Raw genomic sequence first — 18,009 nt, 5'->3', positions numbered from 1 at the left:
GTAGAACAGTAACAAAAATTACTTTTCTCGTCATTGAATTCATTTGTGTGCTTTAATTGTTAATTATTATATCCATCGACTACTAAAAAGTCAAAGTTTTCTTAAATTTATTTTTTATTTAGATGGCCTCTTTGTGGATATCATCTACTTTTTTTCCTTTGGTACCTGAATGTATAGGCACCTTAATTTAAAATTTCAATGAATCTGCTGTTTTTTCAAACATAACACTTTGATCAATTAAACCACAAGTTCCACATTGAACTAAATAGTCTGGACCTTTATACGGAACAAAAAATGGATCTAGCCCACTTGAAACATATTCTTCTATTTCAACATCTCCGCTTTGAGCATTTAATTTAACTGCTTTTGGGTTTTGTTCAATTAAATAAAATCTACTTTTGTTTGTTTTACAGCGTGGACATGCTAATTTATGCATTTTTTCACCTCATTTTATTCATATAAGGTTACTATTCCATTAAATTATTCTATTTATTCATATCAATTCGTATTTAATCTACCTTCAAATACAATCTTTCTTCCAGTTGGTTCAATTTCTACCTTACCATTAACCATTTGCTCTGAAAATATTGGTACTTCCATTCTTTTAACTGGTGTATAGCCTTCTCTTTGCATTCTCTCTAAGCAATCATTAATTGTTTCATTTTCAAAGACTTCAAATTTTTTCTTACTCATCTATTTCCCTACTTTCTACTTTTGTCATTCTATTGAATTATGATCAAATTAAAAATCAAAATATAGTAAAAAACCTTACTTTCATTTGAGAGTAAGGTCAAACTGACTAAAATTAGTTAATCGCGAAGCCTCGAAAGGAATCGTAGTGCTTCAATATAAACCCAAATGACTGTTACTAATAAACCAAAAGCACAATACCATTCGAATTCTTTTGGTGCACCTTGTCTAACACTTGTTGTAATTAATTCAAAATCCAAAAATAGATTTAATGAAGCAATTACTAGTATTGCCAAACTAACAAATATTCCGATTGGACCCGATTGATGAATAAATGGAATTGGAACATGGAATAGTTGTAGGACCATCGTAAGTAAATAAAATAAAAATACACCAATTGTTAAGCCTAAAACGATTGATCTAAAACGGTGCGTTACTTTAACTAGTCCAGTAGCATAACAAATTAATGTTCCTGCAATAATTGCAATTGTTAATAGAACCGCTTGTAGGACAATCATTCCATATGTTGCTTCATAAACAGCTGAAATATTTCCAATTAAAATCCCTTCAACTGCTGCATAAATAGGTGTAGTAATCGGCGCAATTCTAGGTGAAAAAGATGTTACTAATCCAAGAATGAGTGCAACGATCAAACATCCTATAAACACTTTAGAATTAAGTGTTCCAGTTGCCGTTAGATAAAATGAGTATCCCGCTGTTGCGATTAGTAAGATTAATGCGATGATCGTTTTACCAATTGTCCCACCAATCGTCATCGCTTTAGTAGAATGCCTTGATTTCGATAATCGTTCAGAATTTAAGATAGGATTCGAACTCCTCATTTAAACTCCTCCTTTATTTTATACCTTTATTTTACCATTTTTAGTAAAATTCTTAAACTTTAAACAAGCTTTAGTAAAATATATGAAAAAAGATGTCCAAAAGGACACCTTCATTCAAAAAACTAAATTAAAATTTAATTTTATTTGATAAAAATGATTGTAATTCACTTATTGCAACACGAGTTTGCTCCATTGTGTCACGATCACGAACTGTTACTTTACCATCTTCAATTGATTCGAAGTCATAAGTAATACAGAAAGGAGTACCGATTTCATCTTGACGTCTATAACGTTTACCGATTGAACCAGTTTCATCGAAATCAACATTGAAATCTTCTGCTAAAGAAGCAAATACTTCTTGTGCATTTTCTGATAATTTTTTAGATAATGGTAAAATTGCTGCTTTATATGGTGCTAAAGCAGGATGTAGACGCATGACTGTACGAGATGTACCATCTTCTAATGCCTCTTCTTCATAAGCATCAATTAAAAATGCTAACGTCACACGATCTGCACCTAATGATGGCTCGATACAATATGGAACGTATTTTTCATTTGTAATTGGATCATGATATGTGAAATCTTCAGTTGAATATTCCATATGTTGTTTTAAATCATAATCTGTACGAGACGCAATACCCCATAATTCGCCCCAACCAAATGGGAATTTATATTCAAAGTCTGTTGTTGCATTACTATAATGTGATAATTCATCTTCACTATGTTCACGTAAACGAAGGTTTTCTTCTTTCATGCCTAAAGCTAAAAGCCATTTATTAGCTGTTTCTTTCCAATAAGAATACCACTCTAGCTCTTCACCTGGTTTACAGAAGAATTCAAGCTCCATTTGTTCAAATTCACGAGTACGGAACGTGAAATTTCCTGGAGTAATTTCGTTACGGAAGCTTTTACCGATTTGAGCGATCCCAAATGGAACTTTCTTTCTCATTGTACGTTGAACATTTTTGAAGTTTACGAAAATACCTTGAGCTGTCTCAGGGCGTAAGAAAATTTCATTCGTACTTGATTCAGTAACACCTTGGAATGTTTTAAACATTAAGTTGAATTGACGAATATCTGTAAAATCATGGCTACCACAATCAGGGCAAGCTATATTATGCTCCTCAATTAATTTAGCCATTTCTGAAAATGGAAGACCATCAACGACAATTTCCATTCCTTTTTCTTCAAGTGCATTTTCGATTAATTTATCTGCACGATGACGAGCTTTACAATTTTTGCAATCGATCATTGGATCATTAAAGTTACCAATATGACCTGAAGCTTCCCATGTACGTGGATTCATTAAGATTGCAGCATCTAATCCAACATTATATGGACTTTGTTGTACAAACTTTTTCCACCAAGCTTTTTTCACATTATTTTTTAATTCAACACCTAGTGGACCATAATCCCACGTATTTGCTAAACCACCGTAAATTTCAGAACCTGGGAATACAAATCCTCTGTGTTTAGCATGACTTACTACTACATCCATCGATTTTTCTGACATTTCATTTGCCTCCAATTTTCAAATTGTTTTTTAGAAAATGCAAGAATGAAATAAAAAAGCTCTCATCCTTAGGCATTTTCTGCCTAGGGACGAGAGCTGTATATGCACCCGCGGTTCCACCCTAGTTGACAATTAAAAAAATTGTCCACTTTAAAAATTAACTCAGGAATGCCTTTCGCTAAAGGTTTTGATTGAGCTCACACCATCCTCAACTCGCTTTTACAAAATAATCTTTAGGTACTTCTTTCCGTCAACGTTATATGTAATAAATAATATGTAGTTATTTTAACAAAGTGACTATGATTAAGTCAAATATTATTATGAACAATTTTGATAGAAAAAAACGGTGAATTTTTTGAATTTTTTTTGGAAATATAACATGTAAAGATAAAACCTTTACAGTATGAGCATTACTTGGTATGATAGAAAAGTTGTTTTATTTATATACTATACTATCAGAAGGGAGTGCTAGTTTTGAGTAGCAGCATTTTTTTAAAGAAAAAGAAACGTTCAGCAGTATTGCTTGATAAACATCATTCCATTCGTTTATTAAAGACAAACAAAAAGCGAATCATTAAAAAAAGAAACAATAAAATAAAAGGGTTCGAACAATTACTTGTTAAAGAATTAAACGAGGAAATGATTTCAACTTCAAACAGTACGGTAAATGAAATTTCTGAAAATGTAAATACAGTAGTGATCGAAGGACTTCCAGTAACATTTCTTCTAAAGCTTGGAAAAGAGTTTTTCTCAGATTTAGAAGCAGTGAAGTACTATTATAATAGTAAACATGAAGATTTTTACAAGAATCGTAGTTTACTAGAGGAATCACTTCAATCTTCAATTAACAATGCGTCAAGTGAAGAACAATTAAAAGTTTCAGAATTTATTTCTAATAAATAATAAATTTGTATTAATGAGGGAGCCAAGGTGTTCCCTCTTTTTATTATTTGTAAGTTCAAATTCATTTACATCAAAAAAGGATGTTCACAAGTCAGTAAAACCTGACCAATGAAACATCCTCTTTTTTACGTTACATTGTTTATTATGCTAAATATGCTTTTTTCACTTCTTCATTATTCATTAATGCTTTACCTTCACCAACCATTTGAATCTCACCAGTTTGAATGACATAGCCACGGTGAGCAATTTGTAATGCTTGGTAGGCGTTTTGTTCAACTAATAAGATGGTCATTCCTTGTTTGTTTAATTGCTCAATGATTTCAAATATTTGTTCAACGATAATTGGAGCAAGACCCATTGATGGTTCATCAAGCATTAGCAATGATGGCCCCATCATCAGTCCTCGACCAATTGCTAGCATTTGTTGTTCTCCTCCACTCATCGTACCGCCTTTTTGGCTGATCCGCTCTTTTAGTCTTGGAAAATAATCAAATACCATTTCCATACGAGCAGCGATTAGTTTTTTATCTTTAACTGAGAAAGCACCCATCTCTAAATTTTCTTTTACAGTTAATTTAGAAAAGATTCTTCTTCCTTCCGGTACATGAGCAATTCCTTTTAAGGCAATTTCATGAGATTGTAACTTTATTAATTCTTCACCTTTATAAATAAGCGTTCCAGATTTTGGTTTAACTTGACCACAAATCGTTTTTAGAGTAGTAGATTTTCCTGCACCGTTACTACCAATTAATGTTACTATTTCACCTTCATTTACTTCAATGTTTATATTTTTCAGTGCTTGTATACCACCGTAAAAAGAGTTAATATCTTTTAATTGTAATAGTGTCATCTTTTTGTACTCCTTTCACTATGCAGTAGTCACTGCACTTTTTCCTAAATAGGCTTCAATTACTTTTTGATTATTACGAATTTCGAGAGGTTTTCCTTCTGCAATTTTTTCACCATGATCAAGTACAAATAAATATTCCGATATTTCCATAACAAGTTTCATATCATGCTCGATTAAGACGATTGTTAAGTTAAGGTCATCTCTCATTTGATAAATTAAATCAGTCAATTCTTTCGTTTCTTTCGGATTCATCCCTGCTGCTGGTTCATCTAAAAGTAAGATTCTTGGCCTAGATGCTAATGCGCGAGCTATTTCGAGTCGTCTTTGTGCACCGTAAGATAGACTTGATGCTTCTTCATTATAAACATCAGCCAATCCTACGTATTCTAACCATTTATATGCCTCTTTCATTGCCGATTTTTCTGCTTTTTTAAATTTAGGTAAATGGAAAATTGTTGAAAAAACACCATATTTTAAATGCTGATGCATTCCTACCATGACGTTTTCTAAAGCAGTCATACTACTAAATAAACGAATATTTTGGAATGTACGCGCAATGCCTTTTTTATTAACAGAATGTGGCTTTAATCCGACTAAGCTCTCATTTCCTAACAATATTTCACCACTAGTAGGCGTATATACACCTGTGATCATATTAAAAAATGTTGTCTTTCCTGCACCATTTGGTCCAATTACGGCTGTAATTGAGCCTTCTTTAATTTCAATATTTACATTATTAACAGCTGTTAGACCGCCAAAACTTTTCGTTAAATTCGTTGTTTTTAACATTTGACAACCTCCCTCCTAAAATGAAACTGAGCTTGTTTTTTCTTCGACTATAGTTTGATCTACGACATCTTCTTTTGGAACAATCTTATTTTTAGCAGGCAATAATCCTTTTGGCCTGAAGATTGCTACAAGTACTAAAATTAGCCCGAAAATCATACGTTGCATTTTAGCAGGCGATAAAGCAGGTGGTAAATTAATCACGCCATCTAAAGTTAATTGGTTTAAATAATTTGTAATTTCTGTTAATACTTGTAGGTTTAAGATAGTTACTAGTGCTGCACCAAGGATTACACCTGGAACGCTGCCCATACCGCCTAAAATAACCATTACTAAGATTGTGATTGATTCAAGTAATGTAAAGCTTGTCGGATCGATGAACATTTGCTTTGCAGAGAATACTACCCCCATCATTCCTGAGAACGATGCACCGATTGCAAATGCAATTAATTTCGTACGTACTAAGTGAATCCCTGATGCTTGTGCAGCGATTTCATTTTCACGAACCGCCTGCCAAGAACGACCAAGCTTAGAATCTTGTAATCTCGTAACAGCTAAAATGACGATTGCCAATACAACTAGTACCACATAATAAAATTGGCTTGAATTAACAATCTCTAATCCAAATAAAGTAGGTGGCGAAATAGAAGAAATACCTTGTGCTCCTCCAGTTATATTTACTGGTTTATCTAAGTTATTAAATACAATTCGAATAATTTCTCCAAATCCAAGTGTTACAATTGCTAAATAATCACCTTTTACTCGAAGTACTGGTATACCTAATAATACGCCTGCGATTGCAGCGATAATTCCACCGATTATAATAAATGCCCAAAATGAGTTTCCTGAAAAAGGAAGAAAGTCAAAATGTAAGAAATTCGTTACTTGTTTTGTAGAAAAGATTGCATAAGTATATGAACCGATTGCAAAGAAAGCTACGAAACCTAAATCTAATAAACCTGCTAACCCAACTACTACGTTTAATCCAAGTGCCATTGCAACATAGATTCCTACTAAAGTCGCTACACCCATATATGATTCAAGTGCTGTACCTTGTGATGCTACATACGGCATGATCACTGTTAAAACTAGTATCCCAATACTCCACTTTAATTTGACTGGAAAATTCGTTTTATATAATAAGTAAAGTGAGAATAGAATTAATAGAAATGCTGTTACTGATTCTTGCAATAGGTATAATCCTAATGATGTAACAATAATATAAGCACCTAAGAAAATTCCTTGTAGTTTATTTGATTGTTTTACCCCATTTAATAAGCTCTTCATCTAATTCACCTACACTTTCTCAGCTACAGGTTTACCTAATAAACCTTCTGGCTTGAATATTAGAACTAGAATTAAAATTCCAAATGCAACAACATCTTTATATTCTGATGGGAAGATGCCATGTGTTAAAGTTGATAAATTTGTTGCCGCAAAGACTTCGATCAAACCGATTAATAAACCGCCAAGCATCGCACCACGGATATTTCCGATTCCACCTAATACCGCTGCTGTAAATGCTTTTAGACCTAAAATAAAGCCGATATACGGATCAATTGTGTTGTACTGTAATGCAAATAGTACGCCAGTTGCACCACCTAATCCAGAACCTAAAAAGAATGTTAAAGAAATGACTTTGTTAACGTTTACGGACATTAATGATGCAGTCTCACGATCTTGTGCAACTGCACGCATTGCTGTACCCCATTTTGTTTTATTGATGAAGTAATCTAATGAAATCATCATTACAACTGCAACGACTAAAATAATGATGGATGCTGATTTAATTTGTGCATTTCCAAACGAAGAAAGAATTGAGCTAGTTTTAATTTGGTGTTGTCCTGAAAATAGTGATGGACCAGTAATAATGTAATTTCCTTCTTTTAATTCAGCAATAAAACGTACGATATCTTGAAGTAAAAATGAAATACCGATTGCTGTAATTAATGTAATTAACTTTGGTGCTTTTCGCAATGGACGATAAGCAACTCTTTCAATCCCCATTCCCAGGAAACCAGTAGCTAATGAAGCTATGATTAATACGATTGCTAACACGATAATTGCAGGTAAACTACTTAATAAACCTAAACCAGTAAATGTAATTAATACCGCAGTACCTATAAACGCACCCGCCATGAATATTTCACCATGCGCAAAATTGATTAGTTCTAATATCCCATAAACCATCGTGTAACCAAGTGCTACGATTGCATATACTGCTCCTAAAACAAGACCGTCTATTAGAACTTGAGGTAGTGTTTGGATTACTTCATTCATGTATTTAGACCCCCTATATATAATTTATTACTTCAATTTCCAAAATTTTACAATTTTCTCAACTTATTGAGAGAAAAAGAGTATCTCGTTTTTTACGGGATACTCTTTTCTTTTTCTGGTTAGCAAAGTTCTAACATTATGGTTTAGTAACTTCGCCTTCTTGAGTACCAGGATATTTAGCTTCTTTAAACGTATAAATAAATACTTTTGCGTATTTGTTGTCCCCTTTGTTGTCAAAGCCCACCTTCGTTACTACTCCATCATAATCTTGGACTGCACGAACTGCTTTTTCAACTTGTTCACGAGTAGGAGTTTTTCCTTTGTTATCGTTGATCGCATTTTTTAGTCCTTCTAATAACACACCAGCAGAGTCATATCCGTAAGATGAGAACGACTCAATGTTTTTATTAAATTTAGCTTTATAAGCGTCAGCAAAAGCTTTACCTTTATCTGTTTTTAACGTATCACCAGCAACTGAAGTGTAGTAGAAGTTTTTAACAGCATCTCCAGCAATATCAACTAGACCTGAAGAGTCCATTCCATCTCCACCCATGAATGGGATGTTTAATCCTTTTTCACGAGCTTGTTTTAATAAAATTCCACCTTCAGCATAAAGTCCACCAAAGAATACTAAATCAGGCTTTTTCGCAATCGCATTATTTAGTACACCGTTAAAGTCTTTATCTCCAATTGAGATCCCTTCTTCACCTAAAATTTTAGCGCCTAATTTCTCAGCCGCAGCTTTGAATTCATTTGCTAAACCTGTTCCGTAAGGTGTTTTATCTTGAATGATAAAAATATTTTTAGCTTTTAATGTATTTACAGCGAAATTTGCACCTGCAGGACCTTGGAAGTCATCACGAGCACAAATTCGGTTAACTACTCCTAATCCACGATCAGTTACTTCATTTGCAGTATTTGAAGGCGATACCATTACGATATGGTCTTTCTCATACTTTACTGACGATGGAATTGCTACTCCAGAGTTTAAATGTCCTACAACTCCAAGAATTTTATTGTCTGCAGCTAATTGCTCAGCATTTGCTACACCTTTTTTTGGATCCCCTTGGTCATCATAAGGCACGATCTTTAAATCAAAGCCTAATTTTTTGAATTCTGCTTTTTGATCCTCTAACGCAAGCTGAGCTCCAAGTTTAATAGATTCACCTAAAATTGCATTATTACCAGATAATGGTGTATTTGTTGCAATTTTAATGACTTGGTTCCCATCTTTTGAACTACTATTACCACAGCCTGCTAAAATACCCGCAGTTAGTGATACTGATGCCAAAATAGCAAATCCCTTCTTTAAAACCATATGTACTCCCCCTTAATAACCTATTTTTTGAAAATTTAAAATTCTTAAGAAAATAGTAAGCTATATTTTTTCGTTAGACAAGTTCTTTTGATTCAAAAAATTTCGACAATTCTGTCGATTTACTTTTGTTTTAGGTAATTATTCCCATTAAAATACTATCAAAAACCTTTTTTCCTTATTTTCGAAATATAAAATTAAAGGATTTTAATCAATTTTACTAGGATACTCCTAAAATAATATTTTCCTAGTATTATTTTACATTTTTCGACAAATCCGACAAAAAAACCTATTCCAAAAAACTTGGAATAGGTCTGTTTTTAACTATTTTCTTCTTTTTTATATCGAATGATTGTCTTTATTTCACCAGAATCATCTGTATCCATAACAAAGGATCCATTACTATATTGATCACTATTTCTTAAATCAGTTGGGTCAACTGTCTCAAATTGTCCAGATTTACTTAGTAGAGCAAACATATCATTTTCATTAATTGCGTATACCCCAATTAATAAATGAGGATTATTTTTTAAATCTCGAAGGACTTTAACACCGCGTGTACCTCTAGAACTTTGAGGGATCGTATCGAGTCTCATTTTTTTTATGGCCCCTCGATGTGTTGCACAGAATATTTCTTTCACTTCATTACTAATTGTGTCTGCAGAAACTACAAAATCATGTTCCTTTAGGTTAATTCCTTTAACTCCACCAGCTCTTAAGCCTTGAATACTAATCTCTTCAATATTAAATAACAATGTGTAGCCTAAACTTGTAGCTAATAACACTTGATCTGTTTCTGACGTGACACCAGCAAAGATTAGTGAATCATCAGCCTTAATTGACATACCGACAAGTGGTTTTGAATATCGTTGTACTTTTAATTGCTGTATACTTGTCCGTTTAACAACACCATTTTTAGTGACAAATAAAATATAATCCTTATTTTCTTCAAAATTATTTACGACTGTAGCTGAAAGAATTGCTTCGTCTCGTTCAATCGGAATAATATTAGCAACATGTTGTCCCATATCTTTCCATCTAATATCCTGCATCTCATGAATTGGTAAATATAAATAGTTACCTTTTGACGTAAATAAAATAAGTGTATCTGTCGTTGTACTTTCTATTTGATAAATTAAACGGTCGCCTTCTTTCATACCGTAATCTTTACCATTCGAAGCTGAATAAGATCTTGGACTAGTTCGTTTAACGTATCCTTCACTCGTAACCGTGACAATTACGTCTTCTTGAGCGATTATATCTTCTCTAGAAATTTTAATTTCCTCGATCTCTTCTTGAATTGTCGAACGTCTGTCGTCTTCATATTTTAACTTAATTTTCTTTAAATCTGTTTTTATAACTGACATTAATTTTGCTTCACTATTTAGAATAGCTTCAAGCTGTTTAATTTTTTTATCTAACTCATCTGCTTCTGCTTGTAATGCAGTAATATCAGTATTTGTTAAACGATATAACTGTAACATAACAATCGCTTCTGCTTGTTGTTCAGTAAACTCAAATTGAGCAATTAACTTATCTTTTGCATCGCGTTTATCATTTGCAGAACGGATTGTTGTAATGACTTCATCTAAAATAGATAAAGCCTTCATTAAACCTTCTACAACATGACCGCGAGCTTTTGCTTTTCTTAGATCAAAATTTGTACGATTTGTTATGACTTCTTTTTGATGTTCGATATACGCATCAAGAATAGCTGGTAATGACATCTGTTTAGGTGTGCGATTATAAATCGCAACCATATTAAAGTTATAAGGAATTTGAAGCTCGGTATTTTTATATAAGTAATTTAAAATGGCTTCGTTATTAGCATCTTTTTTTAGTTCAATGACAATACGTAGACCAGTACGATCTGTTTCATCACGGACTTCCGTAATTCCATCAACTTTTCGATCAAGACGAACCTCATCTATTTTCTTAACTAAATTCGCTTTATTAACTTCTGAAGGAATTTCAGTAATGATTAATGCCTGCTTTCCACCACGTAAATCCTCGGTATGAACACGGCTTCGAATAATGATTTTTCCTTTTCCTGTTTCATAAGCTTTTTTAATACCATCTTTACCTTGAATAATCCCTCCAGTCGCAAAATCGGGACCGTGAATGACAGTCATTAATTCATCTACTGTACAGTTTTTATTTTCAATGCGCATAATCGTTGCATCGATTACTTCTCCAAGGTGGTGCGAAGGTATTTCAGTTGCATATCCTGCAGATATTCCAGTGCTACCGTTAACTAATAAATTTGGAAACATTGATGGTAAAACAACTGGCTCCATACTCGTATCATCAAAGTTTGGCACAAAATCAACTGTTTCTTTATCAATATCTCTCAATAATTCACTTGCTATTGCTGATAACCTAGCTTCCGTATAACGCATTGCTGCTGGAGGATCTCCATCGATACTACCGTTATTACCATGCATTTGAATTAATACGTTTCTTAATTTCCAATCTTGACTTAGTCGTACCATCGCATCATAAACAGAAGTATCACCATGTGGATGGTAATTACCTATTACATTTCCGACTGTTTTTGCAGATTTACGGTAAGGCTTATCTTGTGTGTTTCCTTCAACATGCATTGAATATAAAATACGACGTTGAACTGGCTTTAACCCGTCACGAGCGTCAGGTAAAGCACGTTCTTGAATAATATACTTACTATATCGACCAAAGCGGTCACCAATTATATCTTCTAAAGGGATATTATATAATTTTTCCGATGATTGCATCAGATATCGCTCCCCTCTGATTCAACTTCAACTTGCTCATTGTTTAAAATTTTATCCTCTTCGTCTAAATCAAATACTACATTCGATTCAATCCACTTACGTCTAGGTTCAACTTTATCACCCATTAATGTCGTTACACGACGATCAGCTCTTGCTGCATCATCAATTTTCACACGAATAAGCGTTCTCGTTTCGGGATCCATCGTTGTTTCCCAAAGTTGGTCAGCATTCATCTCACCAAGACCTTTGTAACGTTGAATCATATACCCTTTACCAACTTTTTTGATTGCATCTTGTAGGTCTACTTCTGACCATGCGTATTCGATTACTTCTTTTTTTCCGGTACCTTTACTTACTTTGAATAAAGGAGGTAAGGCAATATACACTTTACCAGCCTCTACTAATGGCTTCATATAACGGTAAAAGAATGTTAATAAAAGTACTTGAATATGCGCTCCATCAGTATCAGCATCGGTCATTATAACAATTTTGTCATAGTTAACATCTTCAACTTCAAAGTCACTACCAACTCCAGCACCAATCGCATGAATAATCGTATTGATCTCTTCATTTTTCATGATGTCTGCTAGTTTTGCCTTCTCGGTATTGATAACCTTACCACGTAAAGGTAGAATTGCTTGGAAACGTCGATCACGACCTTGTTTTGCACTACCACCAGCTGAATCACCCTCAACAAGGTATAATTCATTTTTTTGTGGATTACGTGACTGTGCAGGTGTAAGCTTACCGCTTAACGAAGTTTCTGAGCGTTTTCTCTTTTTACCACTTCTTGCTTCTTCACGTGCTTTTCTTGCAGCTTCTCTAGCTTGAAAAGCCTTAATAGATTTCTTTACTAATGAAGTCGCAATGTCTGGATTTTCTTCCAGGAAATAGGCTAACTGGTCTGAAACAACAGAGTCAACAGCTGATCTTGCTTCACTAGTCCCTAATTTACCTTTCGTTTGTCCTTCAAATTGAAGCAATTCTTCAGGAATTCGTACAGATACAATTGCTGCTAATCCTTCTCGAATATCCGCTCCATCTAGATTTTTATCTTTTTCTTTTAAGAGGTTCACTTTTCTTGCATATTCATTAAATGCTCTTGTTAAAGCGGTTTTTGCACCAACTTCATGCGTACCACCATCTTTTGTACGTACATTGTTTACAAAAGAAAGCATTGTTTCCGAATATCCGTCATTAAATTGGAACGAGAATTCAACCTCTATTTTATTTTGTATTCCTTCAAAGAATACGACAGGATGTAATGCTTCTTTTTCTTCGTTTAAATACGATACAAATGCTTCGATACCGTTTTCATAATAAAACTCTTCGAAGGTATCATGTCGTTCATCTTTGATTGTAATTTTTAAGCCTTTTAATAAAAATGCTGACTCTCTAAGTCTTTCGCATAAAGTATCAAAATTAAAATTTGTAGTGCTAAAAATAGTTGGATCTGGTTTAAAATGGATCGTCGTACCAGTTCGTCTTGTCTTACCAACGATTTCTAAAGAAGTGACTGCTTTACCGCCATTTTCAAAACGTTGCTTGTAAATAGATCCTTCACGGTGAATTTCAACAGTTAACCATTCTGATAAAGCATTAACTACTGATGCACCAACACCATGAAGACCACCACTTGTTTTATAGCCGCCTTGTCCAAATTTACCACCTGCGTGTAATACAGTTAAAATAATTTCTGGAGTTGGTTTCCCCATTTTGTGCATTCCAGTAGGCATCCCACGGCCATGGTCTTTTACGCTTAAGCTATTATCTTTATGAATAATCACATCTATTTGAGTCCCGTGACCAGCTAATGCTTCATCTACAGAGTTATCTACGATTTCATAAACTAAATGGTGCAGACCTCTACTATCTGTGCTGCCAATATACATTCCAGGTCGTTTACGTACAGCTTCTAAACCTTCTAGTACCTGTATCGCATCTTCGTTATATGTTGTTTCATTCTTTGCCAACACCATTTCTCCTTTCTAACTAAAAACTTACATAAGAACATCTGTTCCATTATATCATATTATAAATAAAATGTTTCTTCTAATCGTTCATGTTAATGGTTTTTTTCCTAACTTACAAGTCGAACATAAAAAAAAATAAAGGACAAGTCGATAAAAAACTAGATTTTAGAATCAAGAAAATGAAGAATTAATGCTGAAAATTGACAAATGAAATTAACAAAATTCAATTTAACAGATTCTACAAACTGATATTTTAATTCACTATTACTCTTGATGTATGTCCGTACATTTATTCGGCACGCTCTAGGTCGATCTTCCGTTAAAAAAACTCACTGATTAACAGTGAGCCAGATTTAAAACAAATTTCAAAATTTGATGTTCAAACTGATAGGTGCTTGTCGTTCTATGAATGGCAGGCTTGTAATGCGGCCAATTTACATAAGCGGTAATAGCGCACCTTAGGTCCAGTCGAAGCAAAAAATAAAATGCGTATGTACGCCAGTCTGTTCCAGTGAGCTTTTTTAACGGTCTATCTTGTCATAGCATGCTCTACTTTAATACAACGATCCATAATGACCGTTTTACCATTTTCTTTTAACAATTGATATGCTTCTTCGTTTTCAATACCAAGTTGCGCAAAGAAAACATCGCAATCAATTTTAAGAAACTCTTGTGCGACAGGTAATAGATGTTCAGGTCTTCTAAAAACATTTACAATATCAACTTTTTCATTTATATCTGTTAAACTTGCTACTGCTTTTTCTCCTAATACAGTATCGACTGTTGGATTTACTGGAATAATTTTATATCCCGCATCTTGCATTGCCTTACTAACCATGTAAGACGTTTTAGACGGGTCACCTGATAGACCAACAACTGCAATTACTTTACTTGATTTTAAAATTTTGCCAATTTCTTCTCTTGATGGGTATTTACTCATTTACTAATCACCCTTTCTGTTTGCAAATAAGCGAAAAGATTAACTTTTCGCTTATTTATTATTCTTTTATCATATTTCCAAAGTCAACTTCCTGTCAATCATTGACTAGAAGCTAATGTTAATGTTGAATTCGTTAATTTACCATCACGGTAATAAGAAATCTTTAATTTATCTCCAACCTTTTTATGCGAATAGAGGTATTCTCTAACAGAAATTACGTCACTTACAGGTTTGTCATCAAGTGCAACAATAACGTCTAATTGTTTCATTCCAATTTTCGCAGCAGGAGTATTTGGATCAACATGTGTAACAACTACACCTTTTGTCACTGAGCGAGGTAATTTTAATGTTTCTTCAATATTAAATTGTGGTATTTCATCAAGTGATTTTAACCCTACACCGATTACAGGTCGAGTCACTTCACCAAATTTTTCGATTTGATCTAAAGCTGGTTTTGCAATATTCATTGGGATTGCAAATCCAATTCCTTCAACTGCTTGTTCGGAAATTTTGCTTGAATTAATTCCGATTACTTCACCTTTTGCATTGATTAAAGCACCACCACTATTACCAGGATTAATCGCAGCATCCGTTTGAATTACTTGGGTTTGGTAATCTGCAACTCCGTCTCCATCAATATCTTGTGGTATTTCACGAGCTTTACTACTTACAATTCCTTGTGTTACAGTACTTTCTAAAAATCCAAGTGGATTTCCAATGGCAATAGCAGTTTCACCAACGTTAATTTTTTCTGAATCACCTAATTTAGCGATATTTGTAACATATTTTGCATCAATTGCTACAACAGCTAAATCTAATAATTCATCAGTTCCTACAAGTTTCGCATCAATTAATTGACCATCTGCCATTTTTACTTTTAATTGCTTTGCACCTGCAACAACGTGGTTATTTGTAGCTACTAAAGCTTTATTTCCTACCTTTTTATAAACAACTCCAGAACCAGATCCAGCTTCTTCAGTTTCCATTGAAAACGGGTTTGTAGATTGATAATTATTAACCCCTACTACAAATTTGCGAGCATTTTGGATGGTAGTTGTTAACTCATCCCTTGATACATTAATAACTTGTGTTGGTACTGTATTTGTATCATTTGATAAGTTTGCAGGTTTATTTGTTAAGTTAAAAACATCAGGGGATACGATTGAAATCGTTACAGCTCCAATGATTGCTCCAATAAAACCTGTAACGAGCGGATACCCTCCACGTCTACTTCTCTTTTGTCTTTTATGATTATTTTCATCGTGTAAATCTGTTTCATCATAATATCCCATAATTCATTCCTCCAATATGTAGGTAACTTTATTTGATATTAATTTAACCCACTCGTGTGTATTTGCTGTGAACTTTTTGATTTAATTTAAATATTTTTTCAAATTAAAAATAAACTCAACTCCATCTTCCTTATTATGAACTTTTATAGTTGAATGATGTAAATTAAGGATTGTTTTTACGATTGCTAAACCTAGTCCTGTTCCACCATTATGTCTACTTCTCGATTCATCAATTCGATAGAAACGATCCCAAATTTTATCAATTTTATCAGCAGGGATGGGATTTCCTTCATTAAAAATAGAGATATTTACATATTCTTCTTCATCGAATACACTCATTTTTATGACACTATCTTTGTTACCATAATGGATTGCATTTGATAGGATGTTAATGAGCACTTGTTCTATTTTTCTTTTTTCACCTATTACTAGCGTATCTTCATCTACATTAAAATTGAAATCACAATGATTATGACTATTTTCAAACATGCGAATAATCACATTTTCGATGCAATCCACAATTAAGAAAGGTTCATTTTTAAGTGTGTAAGTTCCCGATTGAAGTTTGGATAGTTCAAGCATATCGATCACTAGACCGTTCATTCGATCAACTTCTTCAAGAATTACATCTGCATAATAACCATTTTTTTCAACATTTAATCCATCTTTTAAACCTTCAGCGTAACTTTGTACAATACTTAGTGGAGTTTTAAGCTCATGTGAAACACCACTTATAAACTCTTTTCTTATTCGTTCTAGCTGCTTTTCTTTTTCAATATCCTTCATTAATTTTAAATTTGCCTGCTGTAAATTTTCGATTGTACAAGCTAAATTCTCGGATAATGAATTGATTGATTTTGATAATTGTCCAATTTCATCATCTGATTGAATATCGATTTTCTCGTTAAAATTTAACTTTGCTAATTGATTTGTTACAGCGTTCATTTTCAATAACGGCTTCGTAATCAATTTCGAATAGTAAAAAGAAACAATCACGATTAATAATAAAGCAATAATAAATGCGTAAATATAAAAATCTTTTAACACATACATTGCTTCATTTACTGGTTGTAAAGATGTAATGGCAAAAATAACTTCTTTTGAACCTTTATTCGTACTAATTGGGTATATAAAAACTTTATTTTCTAATCCATTTACTTTATCTAAGTAACGATAAATTAAAGGAAAATCTCCTTGTGTATAGGTAGAAAAATCTTCATTACTCTTTGTCCAATCAGTAATAGCTCCCATTAATGAATTCATTTGAGCTGAATACGTATATTGATTAGCAATTGGTAAATGTAAATTAACAACTTTCCCTTTAATTTCAATATTCACCATTTCTTGTAGACTATTTTTAGTAGATAATTGAACAGCGTTAGCAGGTTGATTTTCCTCTTGCCACACACCCATATTCGTTTTTATATAAAGCGGAATAAAATAATCATCTTGAATATAGCCCCTGATTGTAATCCTTGAATTTTCTTTAATATTGAGTCCTAAAATACGATCAATTTGATCCGAATATAATAGATTATTTAAAGGAACATATACCCTTTTCCCTTCATTCGTAAGAACGGTTAAATCAAAATTATTCTCAGCCTTTAGGATCCCTCTTTTATCTAAAACCGCTAAAGTTGTATTATATTTCAAAAATAGTTTTGATAGTTCTTGTTGAAACTGATTGTCGTTAAATTTACCCTTTTTATAATCTTTTGCAAATTGTGTTAGCTCTTGTGTTACAATATTAACTTTCTTATTCGTATAAAAAGATTGCATAAAGATTGATTGACCGACAAACACAATTAATAAAAAAATCACTAATAATAACGTGATTGATAAAAAAAGTTTACGGACTATACTATTTTTCAT

15 protein-coding genes and 2 other annotated features (1 of these 17 running past the window's edge) are annotated in these 18,009 nt (G+C 33.2%); of the genes, 1 reads left to right on the top strand and 14 read right to left on the bottom strand.

The window, feature by feature from the left end; translation table 11 throughout:
- Positions 1–43, bottom strand: a binding site (T-box leader); it reaches 203 nt to the left of the window's first position.
- Positions 44–187: 144 nt separating this feature from the next.
- From CN925_RS17465 to CN925_RS17450, 4 genes are all read right to left on the bottom strand, one after another.
- Positions 188–436: a DNA alkylation repair protein gene (locus CN925_RS17465; RefSeq protein ID WP_098848031.1), complete on the bottom strand. Its 249-nt coding sequence runs from the start codon at positions 434–436 to the stop codon at positions 188–190.
- A gap of 62 nt (positions 437–498) precedes the next feature.
- Entirely contained in the window at positions 499–693 is a 195-nt protein-coding gene (locus CN925_RS17460) for an NETI motif-containing protein (protein ID WP_098848029.1), read from the bottom strand.
- Between the two features lie 116 nt (positions 694–809).
- Complete coding sequence (locus CN925_RS17455; RefSeq protein ID WP_098848026.1) at positions 810–1,532, bottom strand: Bax inhibitor-1/YccA family protein; 723 nt, start codon at positions 1,530–1,532, stop codon at positions 810–812.
- Positions 1,533–1,659: 127 nt separating this feature from the next.
- Positions 1,660–3,045 (bottom strand): glycine--tRNA ligase, encoded by a 1,386-nt coding sequence (locus CN925_RS17450; RefSeq protein WP_098848024.1) that lies wholly within the window; start codon positions 3,043–3,045, stop codon positions 1,660–1,662.
- A gap of 82 nt (positions 3,046–3,127) precedes the next feature.
- Positions 3,128–3,308: a binding site (T-box leader), on the bottom strand.
- A gap of 211 nt (positions 3,309–3,519) precedes the next feature.
- Here CN925_RS17450 and CN925_RS17445 point away from each other — a divergent pair.
- On the top strand, positions 3,520–3,948 hold the full coding sequence (locus CN925_RS17445; RefSeq protein WP_098848022.1) for a hypothetical protein: 429 nt from the start codon (positions 3,520–3,522) through the stop codon (positions 3,946–3,948).
- Between the two features lie 142 nt (positions 3,949–4,090).
- Here the strand turns inward: CN925_RS17445 and CN925_RS17440 are convergent, their stop codons facing one another.
- From CN925_RS17440 to CN925_RS17395, 10 genes are all read right to left on the bottom strand, one after another.
- A complete protein-coding gene (locus tag CN925_RS17440) occupies positions 4,091–4,798 on the bottom strand; it encodes an ABC transporter ATP-binding protein (RefSeq protein WP_098848019.1) in 708 nt (235 codons plus the stop codon).
- 18 nt (positions 4,799–4,816) lie between these two features.
- Positions 4,817–5,587: an ABC transporter ATP-binding protein gene (locus CN925_RS17435; protein ID WP_098848017.1), complete on the bottom strand. Its 771-nt coding sequence runs from the start codon at positions 5,585–5,587 to the stop codon at positions 4,817–4,819.
- A gap of 15 nt (positions 5,588–5,602) precedes the next feature.
- Complete coding sequence (locus CN925_RS17430) at positions 5,603–6,871, bottom strand: ABC transporter permease subunit (RefSeq protein WP_098848015.1); 1,269 nt, start codon at positions 6,869–6,871, stop codon at positions 5,603–5,605.
- Positions 6,872–6,880: 9 nt separating this feature from the next.
- Positions 6,881–7,864: a branched-chain amino acid ABC transporter permease gene (locus CN925_RS17425; protein WP_098848013.1), complete on the bottom strand. Its 984-nt coding sequence runs from the start codon at positions 7,862–7,864 to the stop codon at positions 6,881–6,883.
- Between the two features lie 136 nt (positions 7,865–8,000).
- On the bottom strand, positions 8,001–9,182 hold the full coding sequence (locus tag CN925_RS17420) for a branched-chain amino acid ABC transporter substrate-binding protein (protein ID WP_098848011.1): 1,182 nt from the start codon (positions 9,180–9,182) through the stop codon (positions 8,001–8,003).
- Between the two features lie 317 nt (positions 9,183–9,499).
- Positions 9,500–11,932 carry a DNA topoisomerase IV subunit A gene (gene parC / locus CN925_RS17415; protein ID WP_098848009.1) on the bottom strand — a complete coding sequence of 811 codons (2,433 nt, stop codon included), beginning with the start codon at positions 11,930–11,932 and terminating at the stop codon, positions 9,500–9,502.
- Positions 11,932–13,905, bottom strand: a complete 1,974-nt coding sequence (parE, locus tag CN925_RS17410) for a DNA topoisomerase IV subunit B (RefSeq protein ID WP_098848007.1) — start codon at positions 13,903–13,905, stop codon at positions 11,932–11,934. The genes parC and parE overlap by 1 nt, the downstream gene beginning before the upstream one ends.
- 529 nt (positions 13,906–14,434) lie before the next feature.
- Positions 14,435–14,845: a CoA-binding protein gene (locus tag CN925_RS17405; RefSeq protein WP_098848005.1), complete on the bottom strand. Its 411-nt coding sequence runs from the start codon at positions 14,843–14,845 to the stop codon at positions 14,435–14,437.
- A gap of 98 nt (positions 14,846–14,943) precedes the next feature.
- The gene (locus CN925_RS17400) at positions 14,944–16,137 is read right to left on the bottom strand and encodes a S1C family serine protease (RefSeq protein WP_098848003.1); all 1,194 of its coding nucleotides are present in this window, start codon (positions 16,135–16,137) and stop codon (positions 14,944–14,946) included.
- Between the two features lie 81 nt (positions 16,138–16,218).
- The gene (locus CN925_RS17395; protein ID WP_098848001.1) at positions 16,219–18,009 is read right to left on the bottom strand and encodes a sensor histidine kinase; all 1,791 of its coding nucleotides are present in this window, start codon (positions 18,007–18,009) and stop codon (positions 16,219–16,221) included.

The organism is Bacillus sp. AFS055030, from assembly GCF_002574545.1.
GTDB lineage: Bacteria > Bacillota > Bacilli > Bacillales > Bacillaceae_G > Gottfriedia.
This window is presented reverse-complemented; position numbering and strand designations above follow the sequence as displayed.